Genomic DNA, 12,859 nt, shown 5'->3' on the forward strand with positions numbered 1-12,859 from the left:
TCCCTCTCCTGCCGTCACTCTGCCGGGCGAGAACCGGAAAGGAAAGCGTTGCGGGCTCGTCGTCTGCAACCGAACATCCAACACTCGTTTATCAAAGAAGGTGTTCAATCATCCGCGGCCCCCGGGTGATCCGGGTTGCGGCCCTCAGCCGAACCTCTTTTCGGTTGTGTAGTTCCAAGGCATCCGCGTTCCCCTCCGGCTAGGTCTGAACAGCCAAATCAACCTGTGGTATCGCGTAGAATACCCCGTGCCAGGGCAGAACCACTCACGCCATCAGCATCTCCTCGACCCAAAGCGGCACGACCTCGCTGGCCGGTCCCCGACGATGCTCCGCGAAATCGCGCGATGCAGTGGATACCTCAAGGTTCAGTTCCACCGTATGCGCGCCCATCCGGCGCGCATGTTGGCCATAGGCCGCCGCCGGATACACATTGCCCGAGGTCCCGACTGCCGCAAAGATATCGGCATCGGCCAGCGCCGGGTCGATCCGCTCCATCCCGTAGGGTATCTCACCGAACCACACCACGTCCGGTCGGGTCGCCATTTGCCCGCATTCGGGGCAAGTATCTTCGGGCTGCATGACCTTTGGCGCCGGCCAGCGGTGGCCGCAGGCATGGCACAGGGCGCGGTCGAGCTGCCCATGCATGTGCACCACGTTGCGGCTGCCGGCGGCCTCGTGCAGGCCATCCACGTTCTGCGTTATGATCAATACCTCGCCCGCATGGTCCGACTCGAGCCGCGCCAGCGCCTCATGCGCCGCGTTGGGACGCGCGGCAGCGGCCTGCGCACGCCGGGCGTTGTAGAATTCCTGCACCAGGCCCGGATTGCGTGCAAATCCCTCCGGCGTCGCCACATCCTCTATCCGGTGCTGCGCCCACAGCCCGTCCTGATCGCGAAACGTGCCAAGCCCGCTTTCGGCCGAAATGCCCGCGCCCGTCAGGATCACGATTTTGGACATCAGGGCGTCGCCTCCCAATACACTCTCATTCCTGGCTCAATTTACCTGCTAGCGATAGCTTTGAAACCCTCCGATTTTGGAATCCAGCGACCAGTTTTGAGCGGCCGCGCGGCTTCGGCCCTCCGAGAAAACTCGTACGAATTTTCTGCGCCGAGCACTGCTTTATGCGTTCAAATCTTGACCGCTGGAAGTTTCGTATTTCCTGAAAACACCCTTTGGCAGCTGGAAAAACAGCGGCGGTTTCCGATCATGTCCCTTGTCTGACACGGCCCGAGGGCGCAATCCGAAACGGACAGGAGATTTGCCATGCCGCTTACCTACCTCAAGACCGCCCCCGGCCAACCGCCCCAGACGATGGCCGACGTCACCGATACCGTTCAAATAATGCTGGCCCGCCTTAAGGCCGGCGGCGCGCAAACCGCGCTGGAATACGCGCGGCAACTGGATGGCTGGACCGGCGATATCGCGGTGTCCTCGGACAGCATCGAAGCCGCAATTGCCCGCGTTCCGCAGGATTTGAAGGAGCATATTCGCTGGGCGCACGACAACATCTCTCGTTTTGCCGCGGCCCAACGCGCCACGGCCCAGGACATGGAGATCGAGCTGCGCCCCGGCCTGATCGCGGGTCAACGCCAGATCCCGGTGCAGGCGGCCGGCTGCTACGTGCCGGGCGGGCGCTACACGCATATCGCCTCCGCGCTCATGTCCATCGCCACGGCGCGCGAGGCCGGCGTACCCGACATCACTGCCTGCTCTCCGCCCAACGGTACGGCGGGCATTCCCGACGCAATGCTCTTCGCGATGCATCTCGCGGGTGCGACGCGCATCCTGTGCATCGGCGGGGTGCAGGGCGTCGCCGCGATGGCCTTCGGCATGTTCGGCGCACCGGCGGCGGATATTCTTGTGGGTCCCGGAAATGCCTTCGTCGCCGAGGCCAAGCGTCAGCTGTTCGGCCCCATCGGCATCGACATGTTCGCGGGCCCCACCGACAGCCTCGTGCTGACCGATCACACCGCCGATCCGGAGGTCGTTGCCGTCGACCTCGTCAGCCAGGCCGAGCACGGCCATAACAGTCCCGTCTGGCTGGCGACCACGGACCGCGCGATTGCCGACACCGTGCTTGCCCGCGTGCCCGACCTGATCGCTGAACTGCCGGAGCCCAACCGCAGCGCCGCGACACACGCCTGGGCCGATCTGGCCGAAGTCGTGCTGTGTGACACGCCGGAAGACATGGCGCAGTATGCCGACGCCAAGGCGCCCGAGCACCTGCAGGTCATGGCCGAACACCTCGACTGGTGGCGCTCCCGTCTCACGGCCTACGGTTCGCTTTTCCTTGGGGAGAACACCACCGTCAGCTTTGGCGACAAGGCGTCGGGACCCAACCACGTGCTGCCGACGTCGGGGGCCGCCCGCTACACCGGCGGCCTTTCGGTGCACAAGTTTCTCAAGACCGTGACCTGGCAGGCCGTCTCGGACGAGGCTGTTGCCGACCTGGCGCGCGCCACCGCCGCCATCAGTCGCGCCGAACGCATGGAGGGCCACGCCCTGGCCGCCGATATCCGTCTGGACAAATGCACCGGACCTGCCAAACTCACCGCGAATACCAAAGGATAAGACCCAGATGAACCTTGCAAAGTTTCCCCGCGTACGCCTCGCCCACCTTGCCACGCCGCTTGAACACATGCCGCGTCTCAGCGAGGCTCTGGGCGGCCCCGAGATCTGGATCAAGCGGGACGATTGCACGGGGCTCTCCACCGGCGGAAACAAGACCCGCAAGCTGGAATTCCTGATGGCCGAAGCACAGGAACAGGGCGCTGAAATGGTGATGACGCAGGGCGCGACCCAGTCGAACCACGCCCGCCAGACCGCGGCCGCAGCGGCCAAGCTGGGGCTCGCCTGCCACATCCTTCTAGAGGACCGGACCGGCTACAATTACGACAACTACAAGTATAACGGCAACGTCCTCCTGGATCACCTGCACGGCGCAACGATGGAACATCGCGGCCCCGATCTCGACATGAACGCCGAAATGGAAGCGGTGGCCGACAAGTTCCGCGAAGAGGGCAAGAAGGTCTACACCATCCCCGGTGGTGGCTCCAACGCCACCGGCGCGCTTGGATACGTCAACTGCGCCTTCGAGATGCTGCACCAGTTCGTCACTATGGGCCTGAACGTCCACCACATCGTTCACGCAACAGGATCGGCGGGCACGCAGGCGGGTCTGATCACGGGCCTCAAGGCGATGAACGCGCAAATCCCGCTTTTGGGCATTGGCGTTCGTGCGCCGAAACCCAAGCAGGAAGAAAACGTCTACAACCTCGCCGTCAAGACGGCCGAGAAACTAGGCTGCCCCGGCGTCGTCGCCCGCGAGGACGTGGTCGCAAACACCGATTACGTCGGTCCCGGCTATGGCATCCCCGCCGAAGACACGCTGGAGGCCATCGACCTTTTCGCCCGGACCGAGGCGATCCTGCTTGACCCGGTCTATTCGGCCAAGGGCGCAGCAGGTCTCATCGACCTCTGCCGCAAGGGGCACTTCAAGAAAGGCGAGCGCATCGTCTTCCTTCACACCGGCGGAGCGATCGGCCTGACAGGCTACAGCCATTGCTTCGACGTTCCGAAATAGGCGCCTGATGAAGCCGGTCGGAATCCTGGGCGGGATGGGGCCGGAAGCCACCATCCTGCTCATGCAAAAGGTCCTTTCCGCGATCCCCGCGCAGGACGACGCCGACCATGTTCCCCTGATCGTACATCAGAACCCGCAGGTGCCGTCCCGGATCAAGGCGCTGATCGACGGCGACGGGCAGGACCCGATGCCAGTTCTGATGTCCATGGCGCAGGATCTCGAACGCGCCGGCGCCCAGGCGCTGGCCATGCCATGCAATACCGCTCACCACTACGCGGTGGCCGTTGCCAATGCCACCAGCCTGCCGTTCCTGGACATGATAGAGCTGACGGCTCGACATCTTGCCGACACCGGCGCGGGAACCGTTGGCATGCTGGCCTCCCCCGCGACGCGCAAGGTGGGCGTATTCGACACGAAATTCGACGCGCATGACCTGAAACCGCTCTGGGCGGATAACGAAGACGAGCTTCTCGGCATCATTCGCGCGGTCAAAGCCAGGAGCGATCTGAACACGCTCGCCCCCCGCTTGGGACGCATCGCTGCAGACATGGCTGAAAAAGGCGCCGATCACCTGCTCATCGCCTGCACCGAACTTTCCCTGATGAGCGACAGCCTCCCGGCCGCCATCCCTTGTACCGACAGCCTGGACTGCCTGGTGAAGGCGATCGTCGATTTCTCGACAAAGTGACTCTCCACCACCACGGCACCACGGCGCACCAGCACTAAGAAATTGGTCGGTTGACAAGTTCAGTCTGTATATACATTGTATCCCAAATCAATAATCGTTTCGCACAACAAACCACTCACGGAACTATCCAGAATGACAGACCTCACGCGCGTCACGGGCATTGGCCCGGGCCTTGCCTCACAAATGATCGCCGCCGGCATACCGGATGCCGAAGCCCTGGCGAAAGCTCACCCTTCGGACATCGTGATCGTGCGCGGTGTCGGCGCCGCCACGGCCCCGGTTCTGATCGCACGTGCAAAACAGATCACGGCCCCCACACCCGACCCCGCCTCGCAAAACGATCGCGAAATGGCGGTGGCACGCCCTGCTGCCAAGACCACCTCCGGCAAGAAGAAGCGCACCAAGTCCGCGGAAAGCAAGGGGAAGGACGACGCGAAAAAAGACGCTCCTTCGAAGGCGGAAAAGAAGGCCAAGAAAGCCGCGAAAAAGATAAAAGCCAAGGCGGAAAAGAAGGCCGACGAAACCGAAAAAGCGGCAAGGAAGGCGGCCGATAAAGCCGAGAGGAAATCTGGCAAAGCCAAAGCGAAGGCAAAGAAGGCAGCCAAGAAGCTGAAGCTTCAAGCCAAGGAGATCAAGGCAAAGGCAGACAGGAAAGCCAAGAAGATCAAGAAAAAGGCCGCCAAATCCAAGGCCTGATCTTGCGGCGCGAACGAAACACGCTGCTCAAAGGCTGGTCGACCGATGCGGCTTGGGATGGCTCGAACGGACCGCCGGATGTACGATTTGGCTGATTGACTACCAAGCACCGTTGCAAGCGGCCAGTTCGAAATATCTCGGCCGCTATTCAGATCGTTCCCTTTTCCTGCGCCCGTTCATCGCCATTACCGATTGCGATAGAAGAATACCAGCTTCTCTGGCTGCCCGCTTGGAGGCGGAGGAAAGGGAGCCGCACTGCGTACCTGGGCTTCTGCAGCGCTGTCTATGCCCGCCGATCCGGAACTGTTGAGAATGCGCACCCAGGCCAGCGACCCGTTCGGATTGATCTGAAAATAGACACGCGCGGAGCCTGTCGCCTGATTGTCTATCCGCGGCCTGCGATTGAGTTGCATCAGGACACGCCCGGCGTAATTGGTCGTACCGGCATTGCCCTGGCCGCCCGATCCTCCGAAATCGCCCGGCGAAGCGCTGCCAACACGGCCAAGCGCCGTCAGGTCGGTACCATCCCGCTTGTAGGCGGTCAGAGGCGACTCGTAGGTCGGGGTCCGCCGCGCCTGTGCCTGGCGCTGTTCCGGCACACCCAGTTGCTCGGCGGTGGGCCGGGTGCTGGGTGGCCGCAGAGACCTGGTGACCGCCGAGGCTTCCAGGTTCGGCTCCTCCGCCGCGATCACGTTCTCAGGTGCCTCCGGCGTCGGCGCAAGCGCCGCCTCGTCGGTCTCCGGTGTGACCTCCTCGGGTTGCGGCGTCTCCTCCGCTTCGGCAGCGTCCTCGGCAAGTTCGGGCGTGCCCTGCTCGACGCCCTCGGGCGCTTGCGGCTCGGCGTCCGGCGCATCGGGCGCGATCATCGCGATGTCGGATGTGCTCTGATCCTCGCCGTTGTTCTCGGCAACGTCTTCGGACTCCTCTCCGGCGCCTTCGTCCGAGCTTCCGGTTTCGCCCTCGGGGCCGTCCGGGGCCGTCACTTCCTCGGGGCTGTCGGAGGCCACCATCGCATTGGATGTCTGCATCGTGTCCGGCTCGGTCACATCGGGCGGCTCGACCGCCTCGGTCGGCTCCGGCTCTGGTGGCTCCGGCAACGGTTCGGCGAGGTCCTCGAAGGCGCGTCCCGTGTCGGGCGCCGGCTGCTCCTGCGGTGCAGATGTCGTGTCTTCGGAGGCGTCAACAATGTCCTGCCAACCAACGCCGACGGCATGCAGGAACAGCGATACGAGGATGGCCACTACGGCCACGGGGATGGATCGTTTGATCATGCCACTATCGAGCCGGGCCCCGCGGATGGCACAGGCCGATTTGACCGTCGGCTTGGCCATTCAGGCACGTTTTGAAAGCAAGGCGTTTATCAGGCATGAACACAGCTCACGGATCCTCGGAGACGGGGCCATGCCCCACTGCGCCGGCAGATTACGCCAAGCCGCTCCGGCACGAAACCACGGCCTACGCTATCGTGATCGACTGTCGGCCCGGGGCGCCGCGTGGTCAGGCGCGGCTCTTTTCCAGTTCGTTGCGCAATTCCTCGGCCTCGTGCCGGGCCTCGCGCAGCCCGTCCATCGTGGCCGACAGTTCCGCCTCGGTCTGGCTCAGCTGGTTGGTCAGTTCCGCTTCGCGCTGCTGAAGGTAGGTGATCGCCTGGTCGCGGGTTTCCTCGGCTTCGTGCAGCTCCTGCGCCATGCGCTCCAACTCGCCCACGTCGGACCCTGACACCCGAATGAACCGATGCACCAACCAATTGGCGAACCATCCCATGCAGAACGCCACGAACAAAACGATCGCCGTGGCTATGATAAATTCAGTTCTGTTCATCCGTCCCGGTTTCCTGCTCGGCGTCGCCCCCCGCCGCATCGGTCTCGTTTAGCGCTTCTTCTTCCAGCGCTTCAAGCGTTGTTTGCTGTTCTTCGATCGGTTCCGGCCGGATGACCCGGAATTCGATCCGGCGATTGGCCTCGCGGCCCTCTTCGCTGTCGTTGCTGGCGATCGGATCACTTTCGCCGTATCCCTTGGCCCGTATGGCCGATGTCAGCACACGGCGCGACCGCAACTCGTTGAGAACCGACTGTGCCCGCGCCTGGCTCAGTTGCTGGTTCATCACCTCGCGTCCCTGGCTGTCGGTGTGGCCCTGGATTTCCATGCGGATTTCACCACAGGCCTTCAGGATATCGGCGATCCGGTCCATGATCTGCGCACCGTTGGAATCCACATCCGTCTCGCCCGGCTCGAAGGTGATCTTGCTGTCGGCCTGCACCTCGGCGATCTGCGCTTCGCACTCCTCCGGGGTGGGTTTGCTCGCCACCGGGTCCAGTTCCTCGCGGTAATTCACGTCTATGTCGAAATCCGCGGCTTCTCCCAGCTTGGCGGCGAACATCGCCGAGATCTCCGCGCTGGCGTCTTGCTGCCCGGTCAGGCCAGTTACCGCGATGCTATCCGGCCCGACGGTCACGGCCCCGTTCGACAGATACGCCAATGCCTCCAGTCCGGTCAGCACGCGCACCGTCCAGTCCGTCGGCAGGTTTTCAGCCACCCGCGCGGTTGTGCTGACCACGTCCGAGCTGAACTTTGCCTTGGCAAAGCTGTCGACCATTTCCCGCGCCTGCGCGCTCTCGAGCCGGCCACGGATCTGAACGAGCCCTTCGGGTGATAAGGTCGCCACGAACTCGGGCGGGGCCTGTTCGGCGGCTTCCTTGGGCTTGGGCAAGACGGCCTTCAGGGCAAACACTTCCGGCAGGCTTGTCTCCAGCCGGCCGATCACGCTGTCATAGAGCTTTTCATCGGTGCCCTCGGCCGCCACCAATGCAATGTCGGCGTCCGAGAATGTCACGCTGCCGCCACCCAACTCGCCAAGAGCGCCAATGGCCAACTCGGCCGCGCGACCCCATTGTGGCGACGGCACTCCCAGCGCCAATGTGCACTGGGCCTTTTGCCGCAAGCCCGCTTTGCCCGCGGCAGCCAGGATGCGGTCGCGGGCGGCCTCCGTATCGGCAGCGCAGGCATCGAAACTGCCTTCGCCATCTTCCAGCAGGTAGCGCAGCGTGAAGGGCGTTACCACGGGCCGCGGCGCCGAGATATCCAGCGACAGGCGCACCCCGTCGGGAACTTTGCGCGCCAACTGTGTCTCGAGGTTGCGCTTGTCTTCGTGGCTGTCGGCCATGGTCACCACGCTCACCCTGCGGGCCTCGACCGAGATCTTGGTGCGCGGCATCTGCTTGAGGATGTCGACCGCGTATCCGATCGCGTCATCCCACGTCTCGGGATGCGGATAATCGGCCGTCTCCAAAAGGTCGGTGACCTCCTTGCCGGGCGCATTCCTGGCCACGTCCTCGATCAGCTGCTCGCGGTCGGTCTCGGCCGGGATCAGTCCGATCAATGACAGTCCGCTGTCATTGCTCAGGATCTCGACCGAGAATCGCGGCGGCGCGATATCGGCGCTGTCGGCCACCAGCATCTGGTCGATGATCCGAGCCGATTCCACGACGCTTCCCGCGATCGACAGCGCGCGAAAACGCGTGGCCTCGGACGGTGCCGTGCCGGCCAGGAACACCTGCAACCCGTCGGCATCCACTTCCGTCCATGTCATCCCGCGCTCGTCCAGCGTGTCGCGCACCGCGTTGCGCGAGCCTTCTTCGATCACTTGCACCGAGAATCGCGCCGCGAAAAGGCACAGGACGAAGGCCAGAAAGAAGGTACCAAGAATGGCGAAGATGGAGGAGAGGCGCATGAACCCAAGTCTCGCCGTTGTTTACCACCCGGCCTATTTATGCCCCACCGGCCCCGAGTGCAATCAGACGAACAGGGCTGCGGCGAAAAACGGCAGGGGCAGCAGACCCGCATCCCGGTTCGACCGAAACAGCCGCAACAGCGTCGGATCGTCCTGCATGTCGAACTGTCTCAGCTGCCAGAACAGGTGCCATCCGAACGCCCAAGGCCCGATCAACGCCACCAGCACCGCGAGGGCCGAACCGCCCACCGCCGCACCGATCACCGCGATGGCCATCAGGCTGACCGCGCCGATCAGGAACCGCTGCAACCAGACCGGCGTGCGCTCGGCAAACAGCCTGGCGGTGGATTTCACCCCGATCAGCGCATCGTCTTCCGCGTCCTGCTGGGCATAGACCGTGTCATAGAACAGCGTCCAGGCGATCCCCGCCAGGTACAGCACCACCGCTGGCCATTCCAGACGCCCGCTATGCGCGGTCCACGCCAGCAGCGCGCCCCAGTTGAATGCAAGCCCCAGGAAGATCTGCGGCCACCAGGTGAACCGCTTGGCGAAAGGATAGATGCAGACCGGCGCCAGCGAGATGATCCCGAGGATGATCGCCGCACTGTTGAAGGTCAGAAGGATGCAGAACGCCACAAGCGCCTGCGCCACCAGCCATGCCAATGCCTGTTTCACGCTCACCTGACCCGACGGGATGGGCCGCGACGCGGTGCGCGATACCGACCCGTCGATATGCCGGTCGGTGATATCGTTCCACGTACACCCCGCGCCCCGCATCAGCAGCGCCCCGATGCCGCAGCCGGCAAAGATCCACAGGTCGTGCCAGGTGGCACGCCCGTCATGCAGCATCGACAGCAGCAGACCCCACCAGCACGGCAGCAGCAGCAGCCACGTCCCGATCGGCCGGTCTGCCCGACTCAGCCGCAGATAGGGCCGGCTCCAGGCCGGGGCCGACCGATCTACCCAGTTGCCCTTGACCGCATCGGCGACCGCTCCGGTCGCATCTGGCGTCTGGTTCAGTCCGGTCATATGTTGGCCCCATGTCGACTGCAAAGATCAGGCTTTATGTAGAGCACCCGCTGGGACAAGGGCAAACGGTTCCTCTGAACCGCGATCAGGCGCATTACCTCTTCGGCGTGATGCGTCAGGGCGCGGGCAATGCCGTCCTGCTCTTCAACGGTCGACAGGGCGAATGGCGTGCCACCGTCACCGAGGCGGGCAAGCGCGGCGGCCTGCTGACAATCGAGGCACAGACCCGCCCGCAGCAGGACCCGCCCGACCTCTGGCTGATCTTCGCGCCCATCAAGAAGGCCCGCACCGATTTCATCGTCGAGAAAGCCGCCGAGATGGGTGCGGCCCGGATCATTCCCGTCCAGACCGACTTCACCAATGCCGAACGCATTCGGCAGGACCGCCTTCAGGCTCACGCCGTCGAGGCCGCCGAGCAATGTGGCGGCACCTATGTCCCCGAAGTCACGGACCTTCAGAAACTCGACCGCCTGCTTGCCGAATGGCCGGAAACCCGGAACCTGATGTTCTGTGACGAGACGCTCGTGGGCGAAGCCATCCGCACGGACGGACACGCCGCGCCCTGGGCCATTCTGATTGGCCCCGAAGGCGGCTTCTCCGACGCCGAACGCGCACGCCTTCACGGTTTGCCCTTTGCCCATGCCACGTCCCTGGGCCCGCGCATCCTGCGCGCCGACACCGCCGCCGTCGCCGCCATGACCGTCTGGCAACAACGCTTCGGAGACTGGGCATGAGCTTCATCCGTCCCGATGCCACCGCCAGCCTGACCCGCTGGCGCGAGGTGCTGATCGGCGCGGGCATCATCGCCCTTGGCGCGTGGTGGTCGCTCGGCTTCATCGGCATCCTGTCCTGGGTCGGATACGCCCTGCTGCCGCTCGGCGCCGCTCTGGGCTTCATCGGCCTGCAACGCGCCCGCTTTCGCCGCGCCTCCGGCGGACCCGGCATCGTGCAGGTCGACGAGGGCCGCGTCACCTATTTCGGCCCCCTCACCGGCGGCACGGCCGACCTTGCCGAGATGTCCCGCCTCACGCTCGATCACGCCGCCAAGCCTGCCCATTGGGGCCTGCACCAGCCCGGCCAGCCCGCCCTCATGATCCCGACGACCGCCCAGGGCGCCGACACGCTCTTTGACGCCTTCACCACCCTGCCCGGCCTGCGCGTGCAAAAAATGCTCGCAGCACTCTCGTCACAAGATCGCGAAACAGTCACCGTCTGGTCCACATACACCAATCGGCTGCATTGACACCCCTGCCCATTCGGGCCAAGCCTCTCCCCCAAGTTCGCGCGCAACGCAGGAAAAGTCTTCATGTCCATCCCCCAATCCGGCGGCGGCCCGATCGAGTCCGAGGCCCAACTGGCAGAGTATCTCGAAAGCGGCTGCAAACCGCGCGACACCTGGCGCATCGGAACCGAGCACGAGAAGTTCGGCTATTGCAAGGACACGCTCAAACCCATTCCCTATGACGGCGACCGCAGCGTGCGCGCCGTTCTCGAAGGCCTGCGCGACAAGCATGGCTGGGCGCCGGTCATGGAAGGCGACAACCTGATCGGCCTGGAAAAAGACGGCGCCAACGTGTCGCTTGAACCAGGTGGACAGCTCGAACTGTCGGGCGCCCCGGTCGAGACCATCCACCACACCTGCGACGAGGTGAACGTCCACCTGGCCGAGGTCAAGGACGTGGCAGACAAGGTCGGCGTCGGCTTCATCGGGCTTGGCGCCGCGCCGATCTGGCGGCACGAAGACATGCCGATGATGCCCAAGGGCCGCTACAAGCTCATGGATGCCTACATGCAGAAGGTCGGCACGATGGGCCAGACCATGATGCGCCGCACCTGCACCGTGCAGGTCAACCTCGATTTCGCGTCCGAAGCCGACATGGTGCAAAAACTGCGCGTGGCCCTGGCGCTGCAACCCGTCGCCACCGCGCTGTTCGCGAATTCACCTTTCCTCGACGGGCAACCCAATGGCCACAAGTCCTGGCGCGCCCGCGTCTGGCGCGACCTCGACGCCGACCGTACCGGCATGCTGCCCTTCGTGTTCGAGGACGGCTTCGGGTTCGAGCGCTATGCCCAGTACGCGCTCGATGTGCCGATGTATTTCGTCTATCGCGACGGCCGCTACATTGACGCATTGGGTCAATCCTTCCGCGATTTCCTCAAGGGCGAACTGCCCGCCCTGCCGGGTGAAACGCCGACGCTTTCGGACTGGGCCGATCACCTGACCACGATCTTCCCCGAGGCGCGGATCAAGAAATTCATGGAAATGCGCGGCGCCGATGGTGGGCCGTGGCGGCGGCTCTGCGCCCTGCCCGCCTTCTGGGTGGGACTGATGTATGACCAGTCGGCACTCGATGCCGCTTGGGACGTGGCCAAAGGCTGGGACGCCGAGACGCGCGACGCGCTGCGCGTGGCGGCCAGCGAACAGGCGCTCGATGCGAAGGTGGGCGACATCTCCATGCACGACCTCGCACGCGAGGTTCTGTCGATCGCCGAGGCCGGCCTCAAGGCCCGCGCCCGCCCCGGCGCCGGCGGCATGGTCCCGGACGAGACCCACTTCCTCAACGCGCTTCAGGAAAGCGTCGAGTCCGGCCGTGTGCCCGCCGACGAACTGCTGGACCGTTATCACGGCACCTGGAACGGCGACCTGACCCGGATTTACGAAGAATTCAGCTACTGATGGGCGGACCCGGGCTTGACCCGGGAGCCTGCCCCGGGCTTGACCCGGGGACTCCTGCACAAACAGAAAAGGCCGCCCCGACATGGGCGGCCTTTTGCTTTTTCAACTCCGGTCTCAGTTCTCGGCAAGCACGTTCGACCTGTAAAGCATCAGCCGCAACGTATTTACCGCGTGCGAGAACCCCAAGCCCAGGCACAGCACCGCCAGCCCCAACCCGACGAAGAACGCCATCATCGGGACCTGAGCCAGCAGTGGGAACGCCGCCGCGATGAGAAACACGCCCCCCGCGCCGATGGCGCAAAACCCCGTCGCCACGGTCACGGCGACCAACCGCGCCGCCGTTCCGGTCTCGGGGCACTCCCGCTGCATCGAACCGATCAGCACGATCATCCGTGTCAGGGCGATCAGCGCCAACAGCGACAGCCCGATAAAGCTCAGCAAGTAGGTCAACATTG

13 protein-coding genes are annotated in these 12,859 nt (G+C 64.2%); 7 read left to right on the plus strand and 6 right to left on the minus strand.

The window, feature by feature from the left end:
* Positions 1-265: 265 nt before the first annotated feature.
* Positions 266-958, minus strand: coding sequence for an NAD-dependent deacylase (locus KUV49_RS01090; RefSeq protein WP_222451224.1), 693 nt, complete (start codon positions 956-958; stop codon positions 266-268).
* Between the two features lie 306 nt (positions 959-1,264).
* On the opposite strand from KUV49_RS01090, the gene hisD reads away from it, so the two are divergent.
* The 4 genes from hisD to KUV49_RS01110 all read left to right on the plus strand — a co-directional run bounded on the left by hisD (position 1,265) and on the right by KUV49_RS01110 (position 4,968).
* On the plus strand, positions 1,265-2,572 hold the full coding sequence (hisD, locus tag KUV49_RS01095; RefSeq protein ID WP_222451225.1) for a histidinol dehydrogenase: 1,308 nt from the start codon (positions 1,265-1,267) through the stop codon (positions 2,570-2,572).
* A gap of 7 nt (positions 2,573-2,579) precedes the next feature.
* Positions 2,580-3,584: a D-cysteine desulfhydrase gene (locus KUV49_RS01100; RefSeq protein ID WP_222451226.1), complete on the plus strand. Its 1,005-nt coding sequence runs from the start codon at positions 2,580-2,582 to the stop codon at positions 3,582-3,584.
* A gap of 7 nt (positions 3,585-3,591) precedes the next feature.
* A complete protein-coding gene (locus tag KUV49_RS01105; protein ID WP_222451227.1) occupies positions 3,592-4,272 on the plus strand; it encodes an aspartate/glutamate racemase family protein in 681 nt (226 codons plus the stop codon).
* 132 nt (positions 4,273-4,404) lie between these two features.
* Positions 4,405-4,968, plus strand: a complete 564-nt coding sequence (locus KUV49_RS01110; protein WP_222451228.1) for a helix-hairpin-helix domain-containing protein — start codon at positions 4,405-4,407, stop codon at positions 4,966-4,968.
* Between the two features lie 185 nt (positions 4,969-5,153).
* Here KUV49_RS01110 and KUV49_RS01115 read toward each other — a convergent pair whose 3' ends face one another.
* The 4 genes from KUV49_RS01115 to ubiA form a co-directional block, all read right to left on the minus strand.
* On the minus strand, positions 5,154-6,239 hold the full coding sequence (locus KUV49_RS01115) for a TonB family protein (RefSeq protein WP_222545600.1): 1,086 nt from the start codon (positions 6,237-6,239) through the stop codon (positions 5,154-5,156).
* Between the two features lie 226 nt (positions 6,240-6,465).
* On the minus strand, positions 6,466-6,789 hold the full coding sequence (locus KUV49_RS01120) for a hypothetical protein (RefSeq protein ID WP_152491165.1): 324 nt from the start codon (positions 6,787-6,789) through the stop codon (positions 6,466-6,468).
* Complete coding sequence (locus tag KUV49_RS01125; protein WP_222451230.1) at positions 6,776-8,698, minus strand: OmpA family protein; 1,923 nt, start codon at positions 8,696-8,698, stop codon at positions 6,776-6,778. The genes KUV49_RS01120 and KUV49_RS01125 overlap by 14 nt, the downstream gene beginning before the upstream one ends.
* A gap of 63 nt (positions 8,699-8,761) precedes the next feature.
* Positions 8,762-9,727, minus strand: coding sequence for a 4-hydroxybenzoate octaprenyltransferase (gene ubiA / locus KUV49_RS01130; protein WP_222451231.1), 966 nt, complete (start codon positions 9,725-9,727; stop codon positions 8,762-8,764).
* Positions 9,728-9,738: 11 nt separating this feature from the next.
* Here ubiA and KUV49_RS01135 point away from each other — a divergent pair, with 11 nt between their 5' ends.
* The 3 genes from KUV49_RS01135 to KUV49_RS01145 all read left to right on the plus strand — a co-directional run bounded on the left by KUV49_RS01135 (position 9,739) and on the right by KUV49_RS01145 (position 12,404).
* The gene (locus KUV49_RS01135) at positions 9,739-10,461 is read left to right on the plus strand and encodes a 16S rRNA (uracil(1498)-N(3))-methyltransferase (protein ID WP_222451232.1); all 723 of its coding nucleotides are present in this window, start codon (positions 9,739-9,741) and stop codon (positions 10,459-10,461) included.
* A complete protein-coding gene (locus tag KUV49_RS01140) occupies positions 10,458-10,970 on the plus strand; it encodes a hypothetical protein (protein ID WP_222451233.1) in 513 nt (170 codons plus the stop codon). The genes KUV49_RS01135 and KUV49_RS01140 overlap by 4 nt, the downstream gene beginning before the upstream one ends.
* A 63-nt stretch (positions 10,971-11,033) precedes the next feature.
* Positions 11,034-12,404, plus strand: coding sequence for a glutamate--cysteine ligase (locus KUV49_RS01145; RefSeq protein ID WP_222451234.1), 1,371 nt, complete (start codon positions 11,034-11,036; stop codon positions 12,402-12,404).
* A 114-nt stretch (positions 12,405-12,518) separates the two neighbouring features.
* Here KUV49_RS01145 and KUV49_RS01150 read toward each other — a convergent pair whose 3' ends face one another.
* Positions 12,519-12,857: a hypothetical protein gene (locus KUV49_RS01150; RefSeq protein WP_222451235.1), complete on the minus strand. Its 339-nt coding sequence runs from the start codon at positions 12,855-12,857 to the stop codon at positions 12,519-12,521.
* Positions 12,858-12,859 lie beyond the last annotated feature (2 nt).

Origin of the sequence: Roseovarius atlanticus, from assembly GCF_019802205.1 — a bacterium.
Lineage (GTDB): Bacteria > Pseudomonadota > Alphaproteobacteria > Rhodobacterales > Rhodobacteraceae > Roseovarius > Roseovarius atlanticus_A.